The sequence below is a fragment of the Slackia isoflavoniconvertens genome (assembly GCF_003725955.1).
Lineage (GTDB): Bacteria > Actinomycetota > Coriobacteriia > Coriobacteriales > Eggerthellaceae > Slackia > Slackia isoflavoniconvertens.
Window position 1 is genome coordinate 1 of the sequence record NZ_QIBZ01000006.1, and the last position, 25,743, is coordinate 25,743.

A 25,743-nucleotide genomic window follows, 5' to 3' on the forward strand; every position below is an offset into this window, starting at 1 on the left:
GAGTCCTACCGCGTCCGCCATGCCCTCATGCAGGAGGGCTAGCCGCTCAGAAAGCGTGCGCACTTCCGATGCTCAGGCTGCTCAATTTCCGATGCTCTTTTTGCTCAAATCCTCTTGACGAAACACACGTGCATGAAGTGCTGCTTATGACAACGGGCGAAATCGATCGCATGCCGCTCGATAGCATGCAAAGGCATATTGAACGTACCGTGTTGCTTGTGCGCCAGGGCGGCGGCGAGCATGTAATGAACGTGGTGCTCGGCATATTCAGGAATATTTGGCGCGCTGTGCTCTGTCCCAATGGCGAGGCGCTGAGCCCTCAGGTCGAGATGCTTATTCGCTATAACGCGCATGGCATTTTGGGGCTGTATTCCTCGTTGGCGCAAAGCGAAGACGGGTTCCCATCGGAAGAGGCGCTGGAGTTTCAGAAATGGAATGCCCGGCGAACGCTTGGAGACATGTGCGCATTGCAGGGAATGGAGCAAGGCGTTGTGCTCGATAGGCTTCTGGCGGCGTTGAGCATGGAGGGGCCCGTTGCGGGCGGGCGCGAGCTGAAATCGGAGCGTGCTACCCAACGTGGATAAAGGCACCGATGAATTGCGCGGGTAGGTGTCGCGATGGGTTCTGCAGGCGGGTTCGATGGACCTTGCGGGCAGGCTCGATAGATTCACGGGCGGGCGTCGATGCGTCTTGTGGACGCTTCAACCGTTTTCGTTCGCGCATTTCGACATGAATCAGGGGCGTTTAGCCACGAAGGGTCGCGAGCTGCGGATATATTGACATAGTCTCGAACTTCGCTTGCATGGCACCATCGCCGTAATGCTGCGCGAAGAATTGCTGGAGGGCACCTTCGGGCTCAAGGCCGTTCAGGCGATACATCCAACAGTCGAGGGCGAGCATAGTCGTGGCAGCGTCGGCGAGAAAGAAAATGAGCAGCGCCCAGGCAAGGGGTTCGCGCCAGGCGCGCGGTACCGCTTTCGAGGCTTCTTTCAGCACGGGGGCGGCGAGCTTTACCCACGCAAGGCCCGCAAGTCCCCATACGAGCGCGATTCCCAGGCATGTTTTTCCGCCTATATTGAAGGGTTGGTCGATATAGCTCCAGGCCACAATGCCGAAAGCGCTTTCCCAAAACCACGCGGCGAAATATTCGAACGCCGCGCCGAATGCAGCCGACACCGCATAGATGACAAGCGGCGAGGCGTTTTCAAAGCGGTGCAGCGCAAGCGTGATGAGCACGCCGCCTACGCCGTAGATTGGCGAGAACGGCCCCCAAATGAAGCCGACGCGGCTTTCCCAACGGCCATCGACGAAATAGCTCACGACAGTTTCGAGGATGAGCCCCAAGATGCTGCACACTGTAAAAACGAATACGAGGTAATACAAAGTAAGGGGTTCGCGCGCCCCTTTTTCGTGTGCTGGTATGGCCGTTGTCGATAATTGCATTGGCTTATTATCCCGCGCGTTTCTCTGGTGAGCGGAAAATGCTGGCTCCGTTGCCGAATTGCTACTTGCGCAAGCGCGTGTTCGCGGGGCGTTGCGGTGCGAATCAACGCTCGGAAGCGGGGGAACGGCATGGGCTTTGAGGGGAACTGCGGGGGTTTGCGCGGAAAATGCCGCGGTTTCGCATGGAAATGCACAGGGGTTTCGCGTGTTTCGCGCAGGGAAGCGGGAGGAAAACGGCGGGAGTCGGACGGCAGTTGGGCAAGGAATCGACAAGGTTTGCATGCCATGCTTGTTTGCATGGTTCTTCTTCGTCATAAGGGGCGGCTATGCGCAGCGAAATACCTTTTTCGGGCGGTCGGGGCGGTGGCAGCGTGCGTCGTGCGATCAATCGCCTCATGCCAAGCGCTCCGGCGAAAATCGGCGCCGTGGCGCTCGTGGTTCTTGTTGTTGCGGGGGTTGGATGGGCGGCGTTTTCCAGCATGCGTGCTTCAGCGTTTGAAGTGTATGCCGACGAAGCCGTCGCGCCGAGCTCGTCCGAGCCTGAAGCGGTTGAAGTAAAGGCCCAGGTGTATGTGTACGTGACGGGCGCGGTGGCAAACCCTGGAGTGTATTCGCTGGATGAGGGTTTGCGCGTGTGTGATGCTGTTGAAGCGGCGGGCGGGCTTACCGAAGATGCCGACGCCTCAACGGTAAATCTGGCGCGGGTGCTTTCCGACGGCGAGCATATCGCCCTGCCCACGAAGGCCGAGGTTGAAACGGCTTTGGCGCAGGGGTCCGCGGGCGGCACGGTCGGAGCGGCGGCGTCATCGCTCGTGAACATCAATACTGCCGATGCATCGGCGCTCGAAACGCTTTCCGGCGTGGGTTCCGCGACGGCCCAGGCGATTATTTCCGATCGCGAGCAAAACGGTCCGTTTTCAACTATCGAAGACCTTATGCGCGTCGATGGCATCGGCGAGAAGAAGTTCGCGAAGCTCAAAGATTCAATTTGCGTATGAAACGGGCTATGTTGCATGGCGTGAAGGCCTTGGGGCGCGTTGGGCGAGCAAGCAATACCGCCAATGCCGCCTTGCTCGGGGAGGGCTTGGTGGAAGGCCCAACCGATCGAGCGACTCCTCGATTTCCGCGGCGCCCATCTTTGCCCGTTTCGCTTGTTGTTGCGGTTATCGCTTGGGTATCGCTTGCGGCGTGGCAGGCGCTTGCGATTGCGGGCGGCTACGTAACGCGTGATGTGCCACGGGGCCTTAAGTCGGGGGAATATGTGCTTGAGGTGGTGGAAGACGCCAAACTCGGTTCATACGGCTATTCCGTGCATGCGCGCGTGCTTGATGCGAACGGCGTTGCCCGCGACGTGCTGGCGACATATGGCGACGCCGATATAGAAGGCGACGCGCGCCTGTTCGCCCGGCAACGAGTTGCGGCGAGCGTATCGTTTTCGGAATTTTCCGAAGCATCGTTTTCTCGATATGCCTCAAAGGGGCTTTGTGCGCGTGCGAAATTAACGCAGGCCACGATTGTTGACGGCGCGGGCCCTATCTCGTTTGTTGTATCGGCGCGCTGTTTCGCCCGCGACGTGTTTGACGAGTTTGAAGGGCGCGGGGCGGCGCTTGTGAGGGCGATTGTGATAGGCGATAGAAGCAAGCTCGAAGAGGGCGGCCTGTACGACGATGTGAAAACGGTAGGCTTGGCGCATATGGTTGCTGTTTCGGGGGCGCATCTTTCGGTAGTCGCGGCGCTTGCGGGCGCCTTGCTTGCACGAGCACGTATGCCGCGCGTGGCGCTTTCGATTGCGTTGTGCCTGTTCTATTGCGCCTATGCAGCGTTTACGGGATTCTCGGCGCCCGTCATTCGCGCGGCACTCATGGCGGCTGTGGTGGTGAGTGCGATTTGGGGCGCTCGCCGTTCGTCGTCGCTTGCGGCGCTTGGGGTGTGCGTATGCGTTTTGCTTGCTGTGCATCCAGCGAATGCGCTGTCGTTGTCGTTTTTCCTTTCAGCTGCATCGACTTTGGGAATCGTGGCGCTTGCGCCCCTCATACAGGCGTGGTTTGAAGTTGCATTTGGGCGACGGGCAGAAACGCTGTGCCAGACGTGTGCGCTTACGACAGCGGCGAATATCCCCATCGCGCCCGTTACGGCATGCGTCTTTTCACGCGTGCCGCTCATGTCGCCTTTGGCGAATATGATTGCGGCGCCCCTGTTCACGGTTTTCATTGCAGGTGGTCTTGTTGGGCTGGGGCTTACCGCTTTGTATGCACCGGTGGGAAAGGCGATTCTTGCGGCGATCATCGCCTTGGCCCAGGCGTTATCCGTCTTCTTGGCGGCGCTTGCGCGCGTTCCCTTCGCGTCTCTTCCATGTTCGGCCGACATGTGGGTTGTTGTCACCCTTTCCGCATCGGCGTTTGCAGGCCTGTGGGCTATATGGCCCCGTCCAACGCGAGCGCGTGCAGTGGGGGTTGCGGCCGCTACGGCGCTTGTGGTGGTGGCGTGCGTCGTGGTGGCTCCATTGCTCGAGCCCGACGAAATCGTCGCGCTCGATGTGGGGCAGGGCGATGCGATTCTGGTGAAAAGCGAAGGGGCTTCACTTTTGGTTGACACGGGCAATCAGGATGCGATGCTCGCGGCGGCGCTCGCTCGAACGCATACGCCGCATCTTTCAGGCGTCGCGATTAGCCACCACGACGACGACCACTGCGCTTCGCTTGACTCTCTTGCGTCCACCATTGCCGGGTCGTGCGTGTACGTCGCGCGAGAAACGTATGCGTGTCCATGCGATGGTTGCGCCGATTTGCTCGCGCAAGCGCGCAACGTTTCGGGGCGCCAGGCTGTGGGGCTTGACGTGGGTGATGAGATACGCGTGGGAAGGTTTACATGCCGCGTAGTGTGGCCCCGGGCTTTTTCGGATGCGGGTGGCAATGCCGACAGCCTGTGTTTGCTTGTGAGCTACGAAAGCGAGGCGGGGCCGCTTACCGCACTGCTCACGGGCGATGCTGAGGCCGATCAGATTGAGAAAATGGCCCAAAGCGGCGGCACGGGCTCTTCAGGGGCAGTGGCCGTGAATGTGCTGAAGGCGGGCCACCATGGCAGCAAGGCTGGAATGACGCCAAAGCTCGCCCAGGGGCTTTCGGCAAGCATCGCCCTTGTGAGCTGCGGCGCGAACAATCGTTACGGGCATCCGGCCCAAGCGACGATTGACGCTCTTGAGGCTGCTGGGACGCGCGTCTTTCGAACCGATGAGCTGGGCGATATCGCCTGCGTGTTTTCCCGAGAGGGAATTGAGGTGCGGCCTCAGTATGCGAGCGGGGTTGCCTTAGAATAAGCAGTCGGAAAAGATGGAAGATCGAGGAGTCAGAAGGCTATGGCCGAAGTGAACTTGCTGCCGGCGTATTTGATCAACGGCGAAGACCAGCTCAAGCGCGAAACCGTGCTCAAGCGCTTGCGTTCGCGCCTTGAAGCGATGGGCGACCTCGATTTCAACTGCGATACGTTCGACGGCAAAGATGCACTGGGCGGCGATATCGTGGCTGCGTGCAACACCATGCCCTTCGGCATCGACAAGCGCCTCGTTATCGTGCGAAATGCCGACGATTTGAAGAAAGCCGATTCTGAAGCGCTTGTCGCGTATCTCGCATCGCCAGCCGATTTCACGGTGCTGGCGCTGCTTGCGAATAAGCTTGCGAAAAACACGCGCCTCTATAAGGCTGCGGCGGCGGTTGGCCCTAAGGCGGTCATCGATTGCGCACCGCGCAAGGCGTACGAATTGCCGTCTCAGGTGCGCGCCATGGCGACATCGCATGGCATCGCCATGACTGATTCGGCCGCGAAGCTTTTGGTCGAGCTTGTGGGCGAAGACACGGTACATCTCGATGCCGAGTTGAAGAAAATCGCGCTCGCTCACGCGGGCGCTCAGCCCGTTGCGCCCGAAGAGGTGTCGGCGCTTGTCACGCGCACTTCGCAGGCGAAGCCATGGGATTTCACCACGCCATTCACACAGCGAAATGTTGCCGAATGCGTACGCGTGCGAGCGAAGCTCGGCGATACCTCGGCGTATGCGCTTATCGGCTTTTGCGTGAGCTCGTTGCGCGAAATGCTCACGTGCCATGCGCTTGCGGCTCGCGGGCAAAGCGGCCCTGGGCCCTTGGCGAAGCAGCTGAAGATGCCCGATTGGAAAGCGAAGAAGGTGGCGGCTGCAGCGCGTTTATGGTCTGCTGCGGAGCTTCGCGCAGCCCTTTCAAGTGCCCGTGATTGCGAACGCGCGATGAAAAGCGGCGCCGATGCCGAGGGCGTGTTCTTCGATTGGGCCATTTCGACCTGCGCGAAGAAGTAGACCGGCATCGCGTGAAATCAAGGGGCCGTCTCGCTCTGTGGCCTTGGATACCTGCTAAATGCTCGTAGCGTTTAGCAGGTGGATTGCGTGCCCGTCAACCGTGTCAAACGCTCGTAGTGTTTAACGGCTTGATTGCCGCGCTTGCCGGTCGAAGGGCTTCGCTTTCACATAGGGCCTCGTCGTGCTGCAAGCTCCTCTTCTAGACACCTGTTAAACGCTACGAGCATTCAACATATTCAACAGGTGCGTCGGCATGCGGTTCGGCGAAGGTCTATTCCTCGCTGCTTTCGTCGTTGTTGTAGGCTTTGATGCGGCGTTCGAGGGCCGCTTTCAAATCGTCAATGCCTGAGCCGTTGGCCGAAGAGATGGGGATGATTTCCACCTCATCGCGCGAGAAGCCCAGCTGGCGGCGCAGCGCGGCAATTGACTGCGCGCACTTGTTCTTCGAAAGTTTGTCGGCTTTCGTGCACACAATCATGAACGGCAGCTCGGCGGCAATCAAGAACTCGATCATATTCACGTCGAGCGCAGTTGCGGGGTGGCGAATGTCGATGAGCGAGACCACGCAGCAAAATTCGCGGTCTTGGTTGTAATAGCCTTCGATCATTTCGCGCCATCGGGCTTTTTCTGACTTCGAAACTTGCGCGAAGCCATAGCCCGGCAGATCGACGAAGTCGGCCCATTCGGCCTCGAAGAAATTGATAGTCGACGTTTTGCCCGGCGTGGCTGAAACCTTCGCAAGCTTTTTGCGATTGAACAGTTTGTTCATAAGCGACGACTTGCCAACGTTTGAGCGGCCGACGAAAGAAACTTCGGCGCGCGTTGAAGGGGGCAGCTGCTTAGAAGTGCCATAGGCTGCGGTGAATTTCACGTTGTGGTAGTTCATCGTTTTAGACATGCGATCTCCTTGTTGGTAACGCCGCCCATACTACCGTATGAAGCCGCGTTTTTCGCACGGTTGCGCTTTTTCGCCCACATTCGGCATAAATTCTTTGACGTGGGCTTGACGAGCGCTTATAGTTTCACATTGCCTTGTTGCATGGGCCAGGCCGCAGTCCACCGGTCGAAGCGCCGCTTACAGGTTTCCAGCACACGTGAAACCGGCGCGGGTTGCCATGCAAAGGGTAGCGAAGCGGCAAATCCGCACGTCGAAGCAGCTGAGTGCTGAAGATGCATCGATTCGCTGGTACGGGACCATTTCTAATTAACCGGAGGAAACAGTGGCTAACATCAAATCTCAGAAGAAGCGCATCATCACCGCCGAGAAGGCTCGCAAGCGCAACCAGGCTGTCAAAAGCGAGCTGAAGACCGCCGTTCGCGCGGTCCGCGAGGCTGTCGCTGCCGGCAACGGCGTTGAGGCTTACACCAAGGCTCAGCATGCTTGCCGTCTGCTCGACAAGGCTGCTTCCAAGGGCATCATCCACAAGAACCAGGCTTCCAACCGCAAGTCTGGCGTCATGGCTCTCGCCAACACTGTGGTGACCGCGGAAGACATCGCTGCTGCGCCGAAGCGCGAGAAGAAGGTTGCTGCCCCCAAGGGTGGCACCAAGAAGGCCGCCGCTAAGGCTGCCAAGAAGGAAGCTTACAAGGCTGCCGACGCCGAGAAGGCAAAGCGCCGCGAGGCTACCCTGAAGGCCGAGAAGAAGGCTCACGACGCCAAGGCCAAGGCCGAGGCTGAAGCCGCTGCCGCCGAGGCTGCCGAGGCCACCGAGGAGTAAATCCTCGACAATCAACGCCGGGCCACAGCGCGGCGTTACGTTACTGAAAAGGGCCCGCGGAAGTGGGCCCTTTCCGCTATAGAGACCAGGAGCGCTGCAACTATATGAGCACCGATCCCAAGTTCATTCGCAATTTCAGCATCATCGCCCATATCGACCATGGCAAGTCGACGCTTTCCGACCGCATTCTCGAGCTTACCGGCACGGTATCCCAGCGCGACATGGAAGAGCAGCTGCTCGATACCATGGATATCGAGCGCGAGCGTGGCATTACCATCAAAAGCCAGGCCGTGCGCGTCGCCTATACCGCCGACGATGGCCAGGAGTACCAGTTCAACCTCATCGACACCCCGGGCCACGTCGACTTCACCTATGAAGTGAGCCGAAGCCTTGCGGCGTGCGAAGGCGCGGTGCTCGTGGTTGACGCCACGCAGGGCGTTGAGGCTCAAACGGTCGCCAATGCCATGATGGCCATGAACGCTGACCTCGAGATTATTCCACTCATCAACAAAATCGACCTTCCCTCAGCCGAGCCCGAGCGCGTGAAGGGCGAGATCGAAGATGGCCTGGCAATCGTCGCCGATGACGCGATTTTGGCGAGCGGCAAAACGGGTGTCGGCGTGAAAGACCTGCTCGAGGCCGTGGTGCACCTTATACCGTCGCCCGAAGGCAACGCCGAAGGCCCGCTGCGTGCGCTTATTTTCGACTCGTATTTCGATCCGTATCGCGGCGTGGTCGCGCTGGTTCGCGTGGTCGACGGCTCCATCAAGAAGGGCGACGAGGTGCGCCTCGTGAACGCCGGCACCGAGATTCTTGTGGAAGAAGTTGGTGCGCGCCATCCAAAAGAGGTTGCGCTTCCAAATCTTTCGGTGGGCGAAGTCGGGTACCTGGTCACGGGCCTGAAAGACGTATCCCAGGTTCGCGTGGGCGATACCATCACCTCGAGGGTCGGCGGCGTGACCGAACCCTTGCCGGGCTATCGCGAGGCGAAGCCCATGGTATACACGGGCTTGTTCCCCATCGAAAGCGACCAGTTCGAGGCGCTCAAAGAGGCCCTCGAGAAGCTGTCGCTGAACGACCCCGCCCTTGAATGGGAGATGGAGAACAGCCATGCGCTGGGCTTCGGCTTCCGCGTGGGATTCTTGGGCCTTCTGCATATGGAGGTCATCAAGGAGCGCCTGGAGCGAGAATTCGGCCTTGACCTTATCGCTACCGCGCCGAGCGTTGAATACCACGTGTACAAGACCAATAAAGAAATGGTGAGCGTGCATTCGCCGCAAGATATGCCCGACCCTTCGGAAATCGACCACATCGAAGAGCCGTATCTGCGTGCGACGATCATGATTCCACCCGATTACGTGGGCGCGGTTATGGAGCTTACCGTGGCGCACCGCGGCACGTTCAAGACCATGAACTACATTTCGCCCACGACGGTGGAACAGATTTGGGAGATTCCCTCGAGTGAGCTCATTCTCGACTATTTCGATCAGCTGAAGAGTCGCACGAAGGGCTACGCAAGCCTCGACTACGAGTTCGACGAATACAAGCCGGGCTCTTTGCAGAAACTCGACATTCTGCTTTCCGGCAAGCCGATCGATGCCCTGTCGTTCATCGTGCACAAAGACAAGGCGTACGACCGCGGACGCGTGCTGTGCGAAAAGTTGAAAGACATCATTCCGCAGCAGATGTTCGAGGTGCCTATCCAGGCTGCTGTCGGCGGCCGCGTGCTTGCCCGTCAAACGGTACGCGCGAAGCGCAAAGACGTTTTGGCGAAGTGCTACGGCGGCGACATCTCGCGTAAGCGCAAACTGCTCGAGAAGCAGAAGGCCGGCAAGAAGCGCATGAAGGCGATTGGCAACGTTGAGGTGCCGCAGGAGGCCTTCATGGCGATTTTGAAGGTTGACGAATAGCTCTGACACGCGTCAACCCTGACGCTGCGCGGTGCTCCGAGCCGCCCCTTTCCGTTCAAGCTGCGTGCATGGCCGTAAGGCTCATGCGCGTAGCCTGAGCGGCGATCTGCTCGCTCGGAGCGTCGTTCGCTGATATTGGTCTGATCGGGCGCTTTCTGGTTTGACCTGCGACTTTTATTGGCTCTTGCGGGCTTGGGTCGCTCTTTTGGCTTGGTTTTAACTGTTTAGCTTGCTTGGTGGTGTTTATGGGAAAGCACGACGAAGAATATGACTTCCTCGAAGATGCGTTTCGCGATGAACCTAAGGCTTCGACGCCTGTTCATGCGGGCGATGAGGGCACGTGGCTTGACGATGCGTTCAGCGAGCAAGCGCCCGTGCGACGCAAAATGTCGGGCAAAACCAAGGCCGCGATTATCGTGGCGATTATCGCGGCCTTGGTTTTGCTTGTCTTGCTTGGCGTTGAATCTATGAACGCCCTTGGCGCGTTTCTTTCCGTGGCCGCAACGAATTAGGAGGCACCTATGCCGCACGATCCGTATAAGGCGCTTTATATCCATCTGCCTTTCTGCAAGCATCGCTGCGCATATTGCGATTTCACCACGCGAGCTATTGCTCCCGATTCAGTGGAAATCGACGAATATATCGACAATCTGATTCTCGAGCTTCGCCGCAAGGCAAACGAGGGCGAGCTTGCAGAAATCGAAACCGTGTATTTGGGCGGAGGAACGCCGAGCTTTGTTGGTCAGGCGCGCCTTTCGAAATTGCTCTATGCACTGGGAGTTTTCATGAATTTGACGCCTGAGGTCGAATGCTCCATGGAGGCGAACCCCGATTCTCTCACTCCCGAGCTCATTCGCGATATCTACGCCCTGGGCGTGAATCGCCTTTCCATTGGCGTGCAAAGCTTCGACGACGGTTTGCTGGAAACGCTCGATCGCATTCACGATTCGGCGCGCGCCAAGCAAGCGGTGCTCGATGCGCGTGAGCGCTTTGAAAACGTATCGGTCGATCTTATGTGCGGCGTACCTGGTCAGACGCCTGAAATGTTCGAAGCCGATGTGCAAACCGCGGTCGACTTGGGCGTGACGCATGTGAGTGTGTACCCGCTTACCATCGAAGACCATACCCCGTTTCGCCGCATGGTCGACTCGGGCGAGATTGACGACGTTGACCAAGACAAAGAGGCGCTCATGATGTCGATGGCGCCTAACGTGCTCACGCCCGCTGGCTTCCATCGCTATGAGGTGGCGAGCTATGCGCGCGAGGGTTTCGAATGCAAACACAACATTGCCTATTGGACGGGCGTTCCGTACCTTGGTTTGGGCATTTCCGCCGTCACCATGACGCAAAACGACGCCCGTCGCATGCGCGTGCAAGATGGGGAAGTACAAGACGACCTCGATCGCAAGCAGATGTGCGCTGAGGACCTCATGATGAAAATGCGCATGACGCGCGGTGTTTCCGATGATGAGCTGTTCGCTGCCGCTGTGGTCATTCCTGGAGCGCTCGACGTCTTTAATTCGCTCGTTCGCGACAAGCTCGTGAAACGTGAAGATGGTCGCTGGAAGCCGACATTTGGCGGCTGGCTTTTGGGCAACGAGCTTTACGGGAGGATTTATGAACTGGCTCCGTAAGGTTGCTTTTGAGGAACGTGCTGCAGAGGCTGCAGGGGACATAGAAGAGGCGAACGCGTCTAGCTCCTCCGATGGGGGTGCTTCACGCGCAGTTCCGCACGAGCCGAACAGCACTGAATGTGCTGTTCGCGCGAGCTCAGGACTGTTTGAGCATGCAGCATCCCCATCGGAGGGGTTGGACGCTCGAAAAGCCTGCGGTTCCATTCCCGTACTCCTTGCTCCCATGGCCGGCGTGAACGATATCGCCTTTCGCCAGTTGAGCCTGGAGTTGGGTTGCGACATCACGTATACCGAAATGGTCTCCAGCAAAGCGCTCTCGTTCGCGAACGAAAAAACGCGCCACTTGCTTGACCGCGCGCCCAACGAACGCAGGGTTGCCGTGCAGCTGTTTGGCCACGAGCCCGATACGATGGCGCGTGAAGCCGCATGGATCGAATCCGAGATGGGCGATGTGCTCGCTTACATCGACATCAACATGGGTTGCCCGGCTCGCAAAATCGTGAAGAAAGGCGACGGCTCGGCGCTCATGACGACGCCCGAGCTTGCTGCCGAGATTGTGCGCAAGGTGTCGGCTGCCATCGAGCACCCCACGACGGTCAAATTCCGCAAGGGGTATGCTGCCGGCGAAGACATCGCGGTCGATTTCGCCCGCCGTATGGAAGATGCCGGCGCTGCGGCGGTTGCGGTGCATGGCCGCACGGCGGCGCAATTCTATTCGGGATGCGCCGATTGGGATGTGATTGCGCGTGTGAAGGCCGCCGTCGAGGTGCCCGTTATCGGCAATGGCGATGTGACTGGCGGGAAAGAGGCGTGTGCGCTCGTGGCGCAAACGGGTTGCGATGCCGTGATGATCGGTCGCGGCGCGCAGGGAAACCCGTGGGTGTTCGAGCAGGCGCGCGCCGCCTTAAACGGCGAAGCCGCGCCTGCGCTGCCTACGCCTGAACAGCGCGTTGCCATGGCACATCGCCATGCCGAGATTTTATCGAAGCGCATAGGGAACAATTTGGTTTATATGCGTAAGCACGTCATGTGGTATTTGCGCGGCATTCCAGGAGCCTCGAAGGCGCGTGGCGAGCTCAACCAGTGCGTGACGCTTGACGATTTCGATCGGGTGCTTGAGCAGCTACTTGTCGACGCCGCCCGCATTGAGGCGGAAGAGGAACGATATTTGGCGTGCTAACTGGCGCATCTCGCCTTTGCGAATATGCGCGTTGCGTGCCCGTCTGCATGTTCTCGCGGTGCTGCGGAGCGCGTTTTTTCCCACAGCGTGACAGAACGGTATCGATTCTCTGGATTGTTAGCACTCGTGCGGCATCGCTGCTAGAATCCTGTCACGTTAACGCGCACGCGCGCGTGATTCAGCTATGTTGTCTCGCCTCGTATTGACGCGCGAGACATGGAATGCGTCGCATGAAAGGGGCCGAAAACCGTTGCTGTCCGATCGTCGACAGAAAGTGCTTCAAGCGCTTATCGAGGAGTACATCGCCAACGCGCAGCCTGTGGGCTCGCGCACCTTGGTTGATCGTTACCGGCTCGGCGTTTCTTCGGCTACGGTTCGCAACGAGCTCTCGGTGCTTGAAGATGAGGGCTATCTCACTTCTCCGCACACTTCCGCTGGCCGCGTTCCGACCGATGCGGGCTATCGGGCGTTCGTCGACGATTTACTTTCGCGCGAATACGGCGAAGATGCCACGGGCGGCATGTTCGATAACGTGCGCGATGCGGCAACGAAGATGGACGACCTCATGGAGCAAACGTCGGCCGCCCTGTCTCGCTTGACCGATTGCCTTTCGGTTGTGGTCGCGCCTTCTTTGCTCGCGTCTTCGGTGAAGCAAATTTCGCTCGTGTCCATGTCGTCTCGTCGCATGCTCATGGTCGTCGTTACCGACGACGGCCAGGTATTCAACCGGTCGGTCGAGTTTGCGGAAGACGTTTCCGCCGATGAGCTGGCTGATGTGCAGAATGCATTGAATGCCGCGCTTTCGGGCCATTCGATTTCTGAGGTGCGCAAGGCGGAAGGCGTGCGTATCGAGGCGCTTTCCAGCCCGCTCGCACGCATCGTAATCGACGAGCTCGTTGTTTGCATGGCGAAGGCCGACGAAGGCCGTGCGCATAGTTTGGGTATGTCGGCGTTGCTGAGCAAGCCCGAATTCAGCAACTCGTCCGCCGCGTTGCCCGTGCTTCAAGTGCTTGAAGACGACACGGTGCTCATGCACCTTTTCGACGACGTCGGCTCTGCGGACAAGGCCTCCGATTCGCTCGAGGTTCGCATCGGCAAGGAGAATTCCGCGAGCGAGCTATCGGGGGTTTCGGTCGTTGCTGCCCAATACGGTTCGGGCGCGGCTCAGGGCGTGGTTGCTGTCATCGGCCCTACGCGCATGGATTATTCGAAAGTCATCAGCGTGGTGCGCTCCGCGAAAAGCGCGCTGAAAGATTTGTAAATAGGAAGGCTCACACACACTATGGCAAAAGACCTCTACGCCATTTTGGGCGTCAGCAAAGATGCAACCGACGCCGAGATCAAGAAGGCGTTTCGCCGCAAGGCGCGCGAACTTCACCCCGATGTGAACAAAGCGCCCGATGCAGAGGATCGTTTCAAGGAATTGAACGAAGCCTACGACGTGCTTTCTGATGCCAATAAGCGCGCGCAGTACGACCGCTTCGGCACGATTCCTGGAGCGGCGGGCGGCCCCGCCGGAGGCTACAACGTCGACTTCGAAGACATCTTCGGCGGCGGTTTCGGCGGCATGGGCGATATTTTCTCGAGCTTCTTCGGCGGCGCTGCGGGCGGTCGCGCCACGGTGCGCAAAGAAGGCCGCGATATGGGCGTTGGCCTGCGTCTGACGCTTGAAGAGGTCGCCGCGGGCGCGAAGAAGGAAATCGTCTACGACCGCCTGGCGCCGTGCGAGGTGTGCAATGGCTCCGGCAAGGCCGAGGGCGGCAAAGAAATCGATTGCCCCGATTGCCACGGTCGTGGTCGCGTGGTCACCGTGCAGCATACGTTCCTGGGCGATATGCAAACCGCCTCTATGTGCTCTACGTGCGGCGGCACGGGCAAGGTCATCGACAAGCCGTGCGAAGAATGCGAGGGTCAGGGCCGCATTCCCGATCGCCAGCATGTCACCGTCGAAGTGCCCGCAGGCATTCGCGAGGGCCAGCAGTTGCGCGTGACGGGTTTTGGCGAGGCCGGCATGCACGGCGCTCGTCCGGGTGACCTCATTGTGACGTGCCGCATTCAGCCGCATGAGTTCTTCGAGCGCGAGGGCGATAATCTGCACGCCCGTGCGAATGTGAGCTTTATTCAGGCTACCCTCGGTGCCGAAATCGAGATCGATGGCATCTTCCATGATGAAAAGGTGATGGTTCGCGTTCCCGAGGGCTGCCAAAATGAGCAGGTCATTCGCGTAAAGGGCATGGGCATGCCTCGTTTGAAATCCACCGAGCGCGGCGATATGTATGTGCACATTACCGTGCTCATACCGAAGAAAGTTACCAAGAAGCAGCGCGAGCTACTCGAAAAGGTGGCCGAGGAATTTGGTGAAGACGTGGCCGCACCGCGCAGCCCGTTGCAGAAGTTGCGCGACGCGTTCAACTAGCAAGCATGAAGGCACCCGGCATAGAGCTGGGTGCCTTTTTGTTGTTGCGGCTTTTTCGCTTTCGCTTCGGGTACACTGGTTGCCTAAAACGATTGAGTACCGTCTGATTGCCGTCGATTGCCGAATGCAAGGAATGCCTTTGTTGGAACAGACTAAAAATAATGCAGCCGCTTTCCATGTGGTGAACCTTGGTTGCAAGGTGAACCGTGTCGAAAGCGACGATTTCGCAGCCACCCTTATTGCGGACGGTGGGCGAGAAGTGCCCATTGAAGCAGCCGATTTCATTGTGGTGAACACGTGTACTGTTACGGGCGAGGCTGAAAAGAAAACGCGCAAGGCCGTGCGCCAGGCGCTGCGCGCGAACGATTTTGCTCGCGTCGTTGTGACCGGTTGCGCCGCCGCTATCGATCCCATTACCTATACCGAGATGGATCCTCGCGTCGAAGTGGTGCCGAAAGGCGCTATGGCCGACGTGCTTGGTTCCCAGGCGAGCACGTCGCCCGCTTTGGCCGCCATTCGTGCGGGTGAGGAATTTCCCACGCGCGTTGGCGTGAAGGTGCAAGATGGCTGCAACAATGCGTGCACGTACTGCATCGTGCATGTTGCGCGTGGGCGTGCCACATCGCGACCCTCCGAGGAGATTATTGCGGAAGTGCGTGAGCTCGCGCGCGCGGGCGTGCGTGAAATCGTGCTTACGGGCATTAATTTGGGTTCGTATCGCGAGGGCGACATGCATCTGGCAGATTTGCTGCGTTGCCTTATGAAGGCGGTCGATGAGGAATTTCCCGCCGATTCGGGCCTTGGGGTGGTGCCGCGCGTTCGCTTCCGCGTGTCGTCGATTGAGCCGCGCGACGTCGACGACGACCTCATTGAGCTTATGGCCGCATCGAATGGCCGCATTTGCCGCCATTTGCATTTGCCGCTGCAATCGGGTTCGAGCAAGGTGCTGCGCGAAATGCGACGCCCCTATAGCGCCGAGCGATTTTTGGGCCTGGTCGAGAAGCTGTATGCGGCCATGCCGCAGCTATCGCTTTCGACCGACGTTATTGTGGGTTTCCCTGGCGAAACTGAAGAAGACTTCCTTGAGACATGCCGTGTGGCTGAGATATGCCGTTTTTCGAAGATGCACATTTTCCGCTATTCGAAGCGCGCGGGAACGCCTGCGGCCGAGCGCGACGATCAGGTTTCGCCCGAGGTGAAGGCAGAGCGCGCCAAAAGGCTCGAAGCAATCGAGGAACGTCTTCGCGCCGATGATATGCGCCGTCGTTGCGGGTCGAGGGAATTGGCACTGGTTGAATCGGAGGGCAACGCCACGACCGAGAGCTATCACGGAATCGATGCTCCGGCGGGCAGCGCCGTAGGCGATTTGGTGGAGTGCGAACTATGATGGAACAACGTTCGAATTCCGACGCGCCTGGAAACAAGCTCATGGCCGGCAGCGAGACTGCAGGTCAGGGCGTTGATGCGGGTGAGACGGGCGAGACGCTGAAGCGCAAGAACAACCTCGTGAAGTCGTTTGGCTATGCGGCTTCGGGCGTGGTTCAGGCGGGAAGTGAACGCAACTTCAAGGTCGATGTCGTGGCGGCGGTTGTGGTTTTTGCCGCGTGCGCGCTTTTGCGGGTGCCTGCATGGGGATGGGCTGCGGTTGCGGTGTGCGTGGGGGTGCAACTCGCCATGGAAACCGTGAACACGGCGATAGAGGCGATCGTCGATCTGGCCTCGCCTGAAATCCACCCGCTCGCTAAGCGCGCGAAAGATTGCGCGGCGGGCGCCGCCCTTATCACTGCCTGCGCAAGTGTCATTGTGGGCCTTATCGTATTCGTTCCGGCGCTTTTTGCGTTGCTTGGAGCATAGGGAGACAAGCGCATGTCATTCCATCATTTTTTTCTCGATGGCCAGATTATTGCCGAAGAGACGGCGCAGGAATTCCCTGTGCGCCTTTCTGCGGAAGACGCCAAGCACGCACGCGTGCTGCGCCTGTCCGAAGGCGAGCACATAAGCGTCGTCGATTCGGCGAGCGATTATTTTGAATTGGAAATCACATCGGCACATGGTAGCCTGGTGGCGCGCATCGCGCAGCACCTCGATGCGCCGCAGGCGCCTGCGAGCATCGCGCTGTTCCAGGGCCTTGCCAAGGGCGACAAGATGGACGACATCATTCGCCATGCGACCGAGGTGGGCATTGACGAGTTCGTGCCGCTTTCGAGCTCTCGTTGCGTCATGAAGCTCGATGCGAAGAAGGCGAAGTCCAAGCTTGCTCGCTGGCGGGCCATCGCGCATTCTGCCGCGATGCAATCGGGGCGCATGGTCGAACCGCGCGTGCATGAGCCGCATACGGTGAAGCAGGCCGTGCAACTGCTGCGCGAATTCGACTGCGTGCTCGTATGCTGGGAAGAGTGCTCCTCGACGAAGACCATCGCTGCCGCGCTTGAACAGGCGCTTGGGAACGCCTCCGTCGACAAACCGCGCATTGCCGTGGTGGTAGGCCCCGAGGGCGGTCTTTCCGCCGATGAAGTCGAAGCGCTCACGGCAAGCGAAAATGCCTGGCCTGTGACGCTCGGCCCGTCAATCCTTCGTACCGAAACCGCCGGAATCGTTGCTCCCGCGCTTGTTTTGTATGCATGCGGAGGCATGGGCGCCGACAAGAAAGGGTTTTAAATGAACATCGAAATCGAAATCGAGCATGGCGCCGACATCGCGAGCGGCGTCGATATCGAAGGTATCACGCAATACGTGCTCGAGCAGGAAGGATGCCCCGCCACAACCGAGGTCTCCATCACGCTCACGACCGACGAGGAAGTTCATCGTCTGAACAAGGAATACCGCGGAATCGACCGCCCGACCGACGTGCTCAGCTTCGAGTGCGACGGCCTTGACGACGATTTCGACGGGGGAGCGGCGTACGACGACGCGGGCGTGCCCGATGACGAGCCGTTCATGCTTGGCGACATCATCATCGCGTCCGACTACGCGCGTGCCCAAACGGCCCAGTTCGGCACCACGCCGCAAGAAGAGCTCGCGGTGCTGCTCGTGCATGGCCTTCTGCACTTGTGCGGATGGGATCATGTGCATTCCGACGAAGAGGCCGAGGCCATGGAGGCTCGCGAGCGAGAGATGCTCGCCGGTGTGGGGCTGCCCAACATTCGCTAGAAACTGCGGTGGCATCCCGCGTGCGGATGGTGTGGCGGGCGGTTCTTTTGTGCGCTCCATAACCGCATTTCGCGCGCCAATTTGCACAAGTTGTGTTTGCTTGCCCAAGGGGCAAAAAGCTCTTGGAGAGCAAGTGGGTCTCTGCTATAATTCAACGTCGGCTTCTTAAGCGCTCCGTTTCACGTCGGAACGAGCAACCTTCGGGTCGCGTTCGTTTCCATCCGACCTCTGCTGCGGTGCCAGGTTTTGTCCAGAACCTCGAAGGGCTCAGCTTAGTTGGGCATTGCATGCGATGCCCGCGCACAAGCGCGAAGGCGAACCCGAAACTGGCGTTTTAAGCAGCACAGTCGAAGGAAAAGACTAGCAGAAGGAAACGAAATGGATATCATCCGCGCTATCGAGCAACAGCAGATCAAGGAAGTCACCCCGTTCAACGTCGGCGACACGGTCAAGGTGCACTATCGCATTACCGAGGGTAACCGCGAGCGCATCCAGGTTTTTCAGGGCGACGTTATCCGTCGTCACGGCCACACCTGCCGCGAGACCTTCACCGTCCGCAAGATCAGCTTCGGCGTTGGCGTTGAGCGTACCTTCCCCGTGCACTCCCCCAAGATCGAGAAGATCGAGGTCGTGCGTCACGGCAAGGTCCGTCGTGCCAAGCTGTACTACCTGCGCGACAAGGTGGGCAAGGCTGCCAAGATCAAGGAAAAGGCATTCTAAGTCTTTACCGAATTGGTGCTTTGGAAGGGGTCCTTTGGGGCCCCTTTCTTGTTTCATTTTCCATGCGCTGCGGCATTCTGCGCGTGTGTTTCGACGGCATTCGCTGTCGGTTTTGCGTGTGCGAAATGCTTCGTCGCATGGAAAAAGAATCGTCACCCAGAAACGAGGGGAACGAATGGCTCAAACGCTTGCAGAAATACGAGAGGCGCTGAAGGTTGCGAATCGCGCGGAATACGAGGCGCTTGCCCGCGCCCTTGCCGCCGACGAGCGCAAGGGGGTCAAGGCTGCCCTGAAAAGCGCTGCGCGCCGCCTTGCCGCCGAAGACGCCGAAGCGGCTCGTTTGAATGGCATGTACAGCTTCCAGGCGAAACTTGCAGGAGGCGGCATTGCCGTGGGACTTGACGAGGTGGGTCGAGGCCCGGTCGCAGGCCCGCTTGCCATTGGCGCCGTTGTGTTGCCCGACGATCCGCGCGTTGAAGGCGTGAACGATTCCAAGCAGCTTTCTGCCGAGCGTCGCGAAGAAATCGCCGCCGTGGTGCGCGAGGTGGCTATTGCGTGGGATATCGAATACATTCAGCCTCAGGAAATCGATGAACATGGCATGACGTGGGCCTTGCGCACGGCGAACCTGCGTGCCATCGCGGCCATCGAGGAGCAGCTTTCTGCGAAAGGCACTTCGCTCGATGCGGTATTGCTCGATGGCAACGCGCAGCACCTCGACGCACGTGAGGTCAACATTGTGAAAGGCGATGGGAAATGCGCGTCCATTGCGGCGGCATCCATTATCGCGAAGGTCGACCGTGACGCGCTCATGTGCCGCTATGCCGAGCAGTTTCCCCATTACGGCTTCGAGTCGAACAAAGGCTACGCGAGCGCCGAGCATATCGAGGCAATAAAGCAATACGGGCTTTCTCCCGTGCATCGCGCGAGTTTTTGCCGCGCTTGGACGCAGGAGACGCTGTTTTAGAAGGCCCGACCTCCCTCGCGCGGTGCGGGAAGCGTGGGGGATTCGCGCGTGAGTCGCCGGAGAATCGTCGGAAAAACGCCTGAGAGTTCGATGAAGACGAAGAAGAATCGACGTTGAAAATTAAAGAAAACGCCAGGGAATCGCGGGGCAATCGCGAGACATCGCGATGAAAAGCGCGTGATTCGGGTAAGAATCGGGCAAGGTTTCACCTCTACACTCGCCGTACGAGAAAGGGGATGCCATGACCGAAGAATATGCTGGACCACGTAAGCCATGCGACCTTGTCCACGGAGGCGACGAATGCGCCGCTGTCGATGAGGGCTACTGGGGCGATGACGAGGAAGAAATCGCTTTCGCCAAGCGCTGGAATTGCGACCCGAAGACGCTGGGGGCTTACGGCGAAGATCTCGCCTGCGAATTGCTGAAACGAAACGACTACATCATTTTAGAGCGCAACTGGTCGTGCGCTGCAGGCGAGGCCGATATCATCGCTCTCGATGACGGGTGTTTGGTGTTTGTCGAGGTGAAAACGCGCGCGGGCGGCGATAAAGGCTTTCCTCAGGAAGCGGTTACGCCGACGAAGCGCGCTCGCTACGAGCGTATTGCCTATAGCTTCTTGTCTACCTACGATGGGGTCGATGCTCGTGTGCGTTTCGACGTGATCGCCATTCAAGCGATGCCTAACTCGAGGGGCTTCGTGAAACATATCGTGAACGCCTTCGGCGCGGGTGCGTGACATTATGCAGCTGCGATGCTCGTTATATTCGGCGACCATTGTGGGCGTGCGGGCGATTCCTGTGGCCGTCGAGGTAGTTGTCTCGAACGGGTTGCCGGGCTTTTCCATTGTAGGCATGCCCGATGCCGCCGTGCGCGAATCGACCGAGCGCGTGCGCGCCGCTATAAAAGCCTGCGGTTTTACCATGCCGGGCGATAAAGTGGTGGTGAATTTGGCGCCAAGCTCCATTCGCAAGGCAGGGTCGGGTTTCGATTTGCCCATCGCTGCGGCGATTTTGGCGGCAACGAAACAAATTGATGTAGAGGCGCTTGGCGAATGCTTGCTGGTAGGGGAGCTTGGGCTCGACGGCTCCGTGCGGCCGGTCCATGGAACGCTCGCATTCGCCGCTTGCGCGCGTGAACTTGGGTGCAAGCTCTTGGTGAGCGCCGATGCGCGCGACGGGGCGCCGCTTGGGCGCATGGAGCAGCTCGCATTGCCCTCGCTTGCCAGTTTGCGCTCTATGGCTGTGCGGCCGCTCGATTTCTGTGCGCCTTCTGCTTCGGTTGAAGCGCCTGATTTTGGCGATATTCGTGGACAGGCGGCCGCTAAGCGCGCCATGCAGGTTGCGGCTGCGGGCGGTCATGGCATTTTGCTTATGGGTCCTCCGGGGTCGGGCAAAACCATGCTTGCGCGCGCTCTGCCTTCCATATTGCCGCCGCTTTCCGAAGATGAGAGGCTCGAAGCGGCTATCGTCCATTCCGTTGCGGGCGAGCCCATCGATTCTATTCTCGCGGGCACGCGGCCGTTTCGTCGTGTGCATCACAGCGCTACGGTGGCGGGCCTTGTGGGTGGGGGAACGCCCGTGCATCCAGGCGAGATATCGCTTGCTCATGCCGGCGTTCTGTTCCTCGACGAATTGCCGGAGTTCTCGTCACGATCGCTTCAAGCGCTTCGCCAGCCCATGGAAATGGGCCGCATCGTGATAACTCGGGCCGATGGCAGCGTTGCGCTTCCTGCGCGATTTTCTCTTGTCGCGGCGGCGAATCCTTGTCCTTGCGGGTATTACGGCGACCCTCAAAAGCAATGCACCTGTCCACAATGGAAAATCGAGCGGTATCAGGGCAACATTGGCGGTCCGCTGCTCGATCGCATCGACATGCACGTCGATGTGTGGCGCTGCGATCCTGGCGAGATGCTTGATCGCGCCGATGGTCGCGACCCGATCGACTCCGAGCGCTTGCTGGCGGGCGTTTTGGCTGCTCGTGAGTTTCGATCGTGGCGGCGGGCAGCGCTTGGCGATGGCGATGCCGTTGATGTGGGCGCATTGCTTGCTCGTTGCCGCATGGCGCAACGAACGCGGGACTTGTTGGAAACGGTGTCGCGCACGCAGCTGCTTTCGGGGCGTGGAATAACGCGCGCGCTTATGGTGGCGCGTACGATTGCCGACATCGCCGAATCGAAGTCGGTAGCAGAAGAGCACCTCATGGAAGCTCTGAGTTTCAAGCTTCGAAAGGGGGTATAGCGGCCATGGAAGAACGTTTTCGCATCGATGGTCCGCGATTCGAAATCGCACGTGGCACGAAAGACTATCCAGATGTCTTCGAGGCTGTGCCTGAGCCGCCCGAACGGCTCTATGTGATTGGCGACCCCTCTGCGCTTAAGGAAGGCCTTGCGGTCGTCGGAGCGCGCAAGGCGACGCCTTATGGGTTGAATGCGACCAAAATGTTGGCAGGCCGTGCGGCTGAACTCGGCGTGGTGGTGATTTCGGGCGGTGCGCGCGGTTGCGATGCAGCCGCGCACGAGGCGGCGCTTGCGGCTGGTGGGCAAACCGTCGCGTTTCTAGGCGGCGGTTGCGATGAGCCGTATCCGAAATCGAACGTGGATCTGTTTCGGCGCATCGTCAAGGGCGGCGGAGTGGTTGCTTCGGAGTTTCCGTGGCATTATCCGCCGAAGCCTTTCATGTTTCGCAAACGCAATCGCCTTATCGCGGGGCTGGCGCGCGCGACGCTTATCGTGGAGGCGGGGCTTCCCAGCGGTACATTCTCTACGGCCGACGAGGCCCTTGCCGCCAATAAAGACGTGCTTGCGGTGCCGGGGTCGATTTTTTCCGCCACATCGGCGGGCTCGAATATGTTGCTTGCGCAGGGAGCTATGCCCGTCGTGAGCAAGGAAGTGTTCGATTCGGCGATTATGTCGTTGTTTCCGGAAATCGTGGGAGGCGGGTATGGCGCCGAACAGTTGGCGTTGTTCGCGGGCGATGGGGCCGATGCGGGGGTCGACGACCCTATTCTCTCGGCCCTTGCGGCAGACCCTATGCGTCTCGAAGAGATTATTGCTCTATTCGCTGATGGCGACGATCCCATGGCCGCGGCGACGCGCGTTATGGCGCATGTGTCGTTGCTCGAAGGGGCGGGCGCGCTCACTCGTTTTCCTGATGGCCGGTTCGGCGCTGTTGGATAGCTTGCGGGCTTTTATGAATTGCCATGCGGGTGTGTTATCCTCGCTGCATGGATAAATTTGTGAACATAATCGGCGCGGGTCTCGCAGGCAGCGAGGCCGCGCTTCAACTTGCCCAACGCGGCGTGCATGTGCGTCTGTTCGAGATGCGCCCCGAAACCGAAACCGATGTGCATCGCGGCGGCGATTGCGCTGAGCTCGTGTGCTCGAACTCTTTGAAGAGCACCAAGCCCGAAAGCGCTGCCGGCATGCTGAAGGCGGAGCTTGCGGCGCTCGGTTCTCAGCTTATTGCGGCGGCTGGCCGAAGCCGCGTCGATGCGGGCGGTGCGCTCGCGGTCGATCGTGATAAGTTCTCTGCCGACGTCACTTCCATGGTGAAGGGAAACCCTTATATCGAGTATCGCGTGATGTGCGTTTCCGACCCGCTCGATGCCTGCTTGGGCGCTGCGGACGCTACCATTTTGGCAACGGGCCCGCTTACGAGCGATGCGCTCGCTCAGTGGCTCGTTGACAAAACCGGTTCCGATAACCTCGCATTCTTTGATGCGGCGGCGCCTGTGGTCATGGCCGACTCCCTCGATATGGATGTGCTGTTTCGCCAATCGCGCTATGAGCAAGATGCTCCCGGTGATTACCTGAACGCGCCTTTCGACAAAGAGAGCTACGACGCCTTCATTGCGCAGCTCGTTGCCGCCGATCGCGTTATTAAGCGCGACTTCGAAACGAAAGACTTGTTCCAGGCGTGCCAGCCTATTGAGGAAATCGCCCGCAAGGGTGCCGATGCGCCCCGTTTTGGTACGTGCAAACCCGTGGGGCTCACCGATCCTGCAACGGGTCGTCGTCCGTGGGCGGCGGTGCAGCTTCGTGCCGAGAACGCCCAGGGCACGGCTTACAATCTGGTGGGCTTTCAGACCAATCTCACATTTGGCGAGCAGAAGCGCGTCTTCCGCATGATTCCTGGTTTGCAAAACGCTGAGTTTGCGCGTTATGGCGTCATGCATCGCAACACGTTCATCCAGGCCCCGCGTCTGCTCGATCGCGATTTGCGCTTGCGCGGCGTCGACGCCCCCGTGTATGTTGCCGGCCAGCTTTCTGGCACCGAGGGCTATTGTGAAGCTATTGCGTCGGGCCTTATGTGCACGCTATTCGTGTATGCCCAGCTCAAAGGCATTCAGGCCCCGCTTTTGCCTGTGGAAACCGCGTTTGGCGCGCTGCTCGATTACGCCACCGACCCCGCAACGCAAGACTATCAGCCCATGCATGTGAATTTCGGCATTCTAAAGCCGCTTGACCAGCATATTCGCAATAAGGGTATGCGCTACGCCGCCTATGCCGAGCGTGGGTCGCGCGCCATGGAGGGCTATGTGGCCGATATTCGCGCCAAGGGCTTGCTATAAGGCATGGCGAAGGCGAAACCGGAAGTCGGGAAGGCGTGCGCGCAGGCTGAAAGCGAGCCGGGCGACCCTGAGCTTCCCGCAATTGACGAGCTTTATCTGGCCTACCTTGCAAGCTATTGCGACATGCTCGTCGTGGAACGCAATGCATCGCAGCATACCGTGCGCAATTACCGGCTCGATTTGCTCGACTATGGCCGGTGGGCCGCTCGCACGTCGGTCAATCCGCTGTGCGCCACGCGACGCGATATGAGAAGCTATCTGGGCGATTTGGACTATGCCCAGTATTCGCGCCGCACGGTCAATCGGCGGCTGTCTTCCGTTCGTTCATTTTTTCGGTGGCTTGTGGCTGAAGGCTTGGTCGAGTCGAATCCCACCGATGTCGTGAGCGCTCCTAAGTTCGCTCGCAGCCTTCCGCGAACTATTCCGCCCGCCGACATGGCGCGTTTGCTTTCGGTGTGGCGCGGCAGCGATAAGCCCGCCGACATGCGCAACCGCGCGATTCTCGAGTTCTTGTACGCATGCGGCGCGCGTATCTCGGAAACATCGGGTTTGCTGCTTGAGAACGTCGATTTCGATGCTGGGCAGGTGCGCGTGTTCGGTAAAGGCTCGAAAGAGCGCATCGTGCCGTTGCATGAAATAGCCATCGCTTCCATGCGCGACTACCTTTTCAACGCGCGCCCTGCGCTGCTTGCCGACAAAGAGAGCCCGTATTTCTTCGTGAGCACGCGTGGCAACCAAATGTCGCCCGATGCGCTTCGCAAAATGTTCAAGCAGAGTTTGCTTGCCGCGGGGCTCGACCAAACGCTCTCGCCGCATGATATGCGTCACACGTTTGCGACCGACCTGGTAGAAGGCGGTGCCGATTTGCGCAGCGTTCAAGAGATGCTCGGCCATTCGAGCTTGTCGACCACGCAAATCTATACGCATGTGTCTGTCTCGCATTTGAAAGAGGAGCATCGCCGCACTCTTCCGCGCGGGTAGAGGAGGCGTGCGGGAAATCCATGCGAGGCGCCTATGCGGGATGCCCATGCGGGAGCGCGTACGCGGGAAGCCCAGGGGGGTGCCCATGCGGGAGCGTGTACGCGGTCCTATGCGGGTCGTCTTTTGCTGAGTTCGGGCAATGATCAAAAAGGTGCTCGAATGTGGCAAAAAGTACACCCGGCTAGTGAAACTATAAACTGTGAACGAACGAGCAGCTTTCTGACCTGGTGATATGGGAAGCAGCGAATGGAAGGCTGCACGATGCGTAGACTTTGGCATGAGAATATGCCACATTCGAGCACCTTTTTGAACAATTGTCGGGTTTACGCTGCTGGCAGTATGGATGAAACGCTGCCCATGTTTTACGATGGCTCTATGCAAAATATAAAGGAACATACTGCCGATTTTGACGTTGCCGACTTTGAGCCCGAAGCGAACGAGCATTCATGCCCTCCGTGCGCCGTGGGGCCCTCGTTGCATGGCGACCGGGTCGGTGAACGGGCCGCGGGCCATGCTGGCGGCTGCGCCGTCGATCGAGTCGCAGGCTATGCTGACGATTGTGGCGACAGTCAAGCTGCTCGTTGCGTCGAGGGCCAAACTCGATGCTATGCTGGAGCCCAGGAAGAAGGCCGTGCTGGAGATCGAGTAGGGCGACGTTTTGGAGGCCGGGCCGACGACCGCGCTGAAAATCGGGCCGAAAAGGATGATGGGAACTGCGTCGGAGGTCATTC

25 protein-coding genes are annotated in these 25,743 nt (G+C 59.2%); 23 read left to right on the forward strand and 2 right to left on the reverse strand.

Annotation, left to right across the window (positions count from 1 at the left end; genetic code table 11):
* The first annotated feature begins 146 nt into the window (after positions 1–146).
* Positions 147–584 (forward strand): hypothetical protein, encoded by a 438-nt coding sequence (locus tag DMP05_RS04230; RefSeq protein WP_148039690.1) that lies wholly within the window; start codon positions 147–149, stop codon positions 582–584.
* Positions 585–744: 160 nt separating this feature from the next.
* Here the strand turns inward: DMP05_RS04230 and DMP05_RS09810 are convergent, their stop codons facing one another.
* Positions 745–1,758 (reverse strand): putative ABC transporter permease, encoded by a 1,014-nt coding sequence (locus tag DMP05_RS09810; protein ID WP_123219322.1) that lies wholly within the window; start codon positions 1,756–1,758, stop codon positions 745–747.
* Between the two features lie 11 nt (positions 1,759–1,769).
* On the opposite strand from DMP05_RS09810, the gene DMP05_RS04240 reads away from it, so the two are divergent.
* From DMP05_RS04240 to holA, 3 genes are all read left to right on the forward strand, one after another.
* Positions 1,770–2,441, forward strand: coding sequence for a helix-hairpin-helix domain-containing protein (locus tag DMP05_RS04240; protein ID WP_123219323.1), 672 nt, complete (start codon positions 1,770–1,772; stop codon positions 2,439–2,441).
* Between the two features lie 140 nt (positions 2,442–2,581).
* On the forward strand, positions 2,582–4,759 hold the full coding sequence (locus DMP05_RS04245; RefSeq protein WP_161957465.1) for a DNA internalization-related competence protein ComEC/Rec2: 2,178 nt from the start codon (positions 2,582–2,584) through the stop codon (positions 4,757–4,759).
* 39 nt (positions 4,760–4,798) lie between these two features.
* Complete coding sequence (gene holA, locus DMP05_RS04250; RefSeq protein ID WP_123219325.1) at positions 4,799–5,767, forward strand: DNA polymerase III subunit delta; 969 nt, start codon at positions 4,799–4,801, stop codon at positions 5,765–5,767.
* 271 nt (positions 5,768–6,038) lie between these two features.
* Here holA and yihA read toward each other — a convergent pair whose 3' ends face one another.
* Positions 6,039–6,653: a ribosome biogenesis GTP-binding protein YihA/YsxC gene (yihA, locus tag DMP05_RS04255; RefSeq protein WP_123219427.1), complete on the reverse strand. Its 615-nt coding sequence runs from the start codon at positions 6,651–6,653 to the stop codon at positions 6,039–6,041.
* A 334-nt stretch (positions 6,654–6,987) separates the two neighbouring features.
* Here yihA and rpsT point away from each other — a divergent pair, with 334 nt between their 5' ends.
* The 19 genes from rpsT to DMP05_RS09960 all read left to right on the forward strand — a co-directional run bounded on the left by rpsT (position 6,988) and on the right by DMP05_RS09960 (position 25,661).
* Positions 6,988–7,485 carry a 30S ribosomal protein S20 gene (gene rpsT / locus DMP05_RS04260; RefSeq protein ID WP_114614968.1) on the forward strand — a complete coding sequence of 166 codons (498 nt, stop codon included), beginning with the start codon at positions 6,988–6,990 and terminating at the stop codon, positions 7,483–7,485.
* Positions 7,486–7,589: 104 nt separating this feature from the next.
* Positions 7,590–9,395, forward strand: a complete 1,806-nt coding sequence (lepA, locus tag DMP05_RS04265) for a translation elongation factor 4 (protein ID WP_123219428.1) — start codon at positions 7,590–7,592, stop codon at positions 9,393–9,395.
* Between the two features lie 245 nt (positions 9,396–9,640).
* A complete protein-coding gene (locus tag DMP05_RS04270) occupies positions 9,641–9,907 on the forward strand; it encodes a hypothetical protein (RefSeq protein WP_123219326.1) in 267 nt (88 codons plus the stop codon).
* A gap of 9 nt (positions 9,908–9,916) precedes the next feature.
* Positions 9,917–11,029, forward strand: a complete 1,113-nt coding sequence (gene hemW / locus DMP05_RS04275) for a radical SAM family heme chaperone HemW (protein WP_123219327.1) — start codon at positions 9,917–9,919, stop codon at positions 11,027–11,029.
* 175 nt (positions 11,030–11,204) lie between these two features.
* Positions 11,205–12,209: a tRNA dihydrouridine synthase DusB gene (gene dusB / locus DMP05_RS04280; RefSeq protein WP_260162521.1), complete on the forward strand. Its 1,005-nt coding sequence runs from the start codon at positions 11,205–11,207 to the stop codon at positions 12,207–12,209.
* Between the two features lie 250 nt (positions 12,210–12,459).
* A complete protein-coding gene (gene hrcA, locus DMP05_RS04285) occupies positions 12,460–13,470 on the forward strand; it encodes a heat-inducible transcriptional repressor HrcA (protein ID WP_123219329.1) in 1,011 nt (336 codons plus the stop codon).
* Between the two features lie 21 nt (positions 13,471–13,491).
* On the forward strand, positions 13,492–14,625 hold the full coding sequence (gene dnaJ / locus DMP05_RS04290; protein WP_114614972.1) for a molecular chaperone DnaJ: 1,134 nt from the start codon (positions 13,492–13,494) through the stop codon (positions 14,623–14,625).
* A gap of 142 nt (positions 14,626–14,767) precedes the next feature.
* Entirely contained in the window at positions 14,768–16,012 is a 1,245-nt protein-coding gene (mtaB, locus tag DMP05_RS04295; RefSeq protein WP_244595037.1) for a tRNA (N(6)-L-threonylcarbamoyladenosine(37)-C(2))-methylthiotransferase MtaB, read from the forward strand.
* Positions 16,009–16,479, forward strand: a complete 471-nt coding sequence (locus DMP05_RS04300) for a diacylglycerol kinase family protein (RefSeq protein WP_244595038.1) — start codon at positions 16,009–16,011, stop codon at positions 16,477–16,479. The genes mtaB and DMP05_RS04300 overlap by 4 nt, the downstream gene beginning before the upstream one ends.
* A gap of 12 nt (positions 16,480–16,491) precedes the next feature.
* Complete coding sequence (locus DMP05_RS04305; protein WP_123219331.1) at positions 16,492–17,283, forward strand: RsmE family RNA methyltransferase; 792 nt, start codon at positions 16,492–16,494, stop codon at positions 17,281–17,283.
* The gene (gene ybeY / locus DMP05_RS04310; RefSeq protein WP_114614975.1) at positions 17,284–17,775 is read left to right on the forward strand and encodes an rRNA maturation RNase YbeY; all 492 of its coding nucleotides are present in this window, start codon (positions 17,284–17,286) and stop codon (positions 17,773–17,775) included.
* A gap of 378 nt (positions 17,776–18,153) precedes the next feature.
* Complete coding sequence (gene rplS, locus DMP05_RS04315; RefSeq protein WP_114614976.1) at positions 18,154–18,495, forward strand: 50S ribosomal protein L19; 342 nt, start codon at positions 18,154–18,156, stop codon at positions 18,493–18,495.
* A 175-nt stretch (positions 18,496–18,670) separates the two neighbouring features.
* Positions 18,671–19,462 (forward strand): ribonuclease HII, encoded by a 792-nt coding sequence (locus tag DMP05_RS04320; RefSeq protein ID WP_123219332.1) that lies wholly within the window; start codon positions 18,671–18,673, stop codon positions 19,460–19,462.
* A 241-nt stretch (positions 19,463–19,703) separates the two neighbouring features.
* The gene (locus DMP05_RS04325; protein WP_123219333.1) at positions 19,704–20,198 is read left to right on the forward strand and encodes a YraN family protein; all 495 of its coding nucleotides are present in this window, start codon (positions 19,704–19,706) and stop codon (positions 20,196–20,198) included.
* The gene (locus DMP05_RS04330; RefSeq protein ID WP_311718657.1) at positions 20,191–21,699 is read left to right on the forward strand and encodes a YifB family Mg chelatase-like AAA ATPase; all 1,509 of its coding nucleotides are present in this window, start codon (positions 20,191–20,193) and stop codon (positions 21,697–21,699) included. Before DMP05_RS04325 ends, DMP05_RS04330 begins: the two co-directional genes overlap by 8 nt.
* 5 nt (positions 21,700–21,704) lie before the next feature.
* Positions 21,705–22,637 (forward strand): DNA-processing protein DprA, encoded by a 933-nt coding sequence (gene dprA, locus DMP05_RS04335; RefSeq protein WP_123219334.1) that lies wholly within the window; start codon positions 21,705–21,707, stop codon positions 22,635–22,637.
* A 47-nt stretch (positions 22,638–22,684) separates the two neighbouring features.
* The gene (trmFO, locus tag DMP05_RS04340; protein WP_123219335.1) at positions 22,685–24,031 is read left to right on the forward strand and encodes a methylenetetrahydrofolate--tRNA-(uracil(54)-C(5))-methyltransferase (FADH(2)-oxidizing) TrmFO; all 1,347 of its coding nucleotides are present in this window, start codon (positions 22,685–22,687) and stop codon (positions 24,029–24,031) included.
* 3 nt (positions 24,032–24,034) lie between these two features.
* Positions 24,035–25,012 (forward strand): tyrosine recombinase, encoded by a 978-nt coding sequence (locus DMP05_RS04345; protein ID WP_123219336.1) that lies wholly within the window; start codon positions 24,035–24,037, stop codon positions 25,010–25,012.
* A 511-nt stretch (positions 25,013–25,523) separates the two neighbouring features.
* A complete protein-coding gene (locus DMP05_RS09960) occupies positions 25,524–25,661 on the forward strand; it encodes a hypothetical protein (protein ID WP_183907115.1) in 138 nt (45 codons plus the stop codon).
* Positions 25,662–25,743 lie beyond the last annotated feature (82 nt).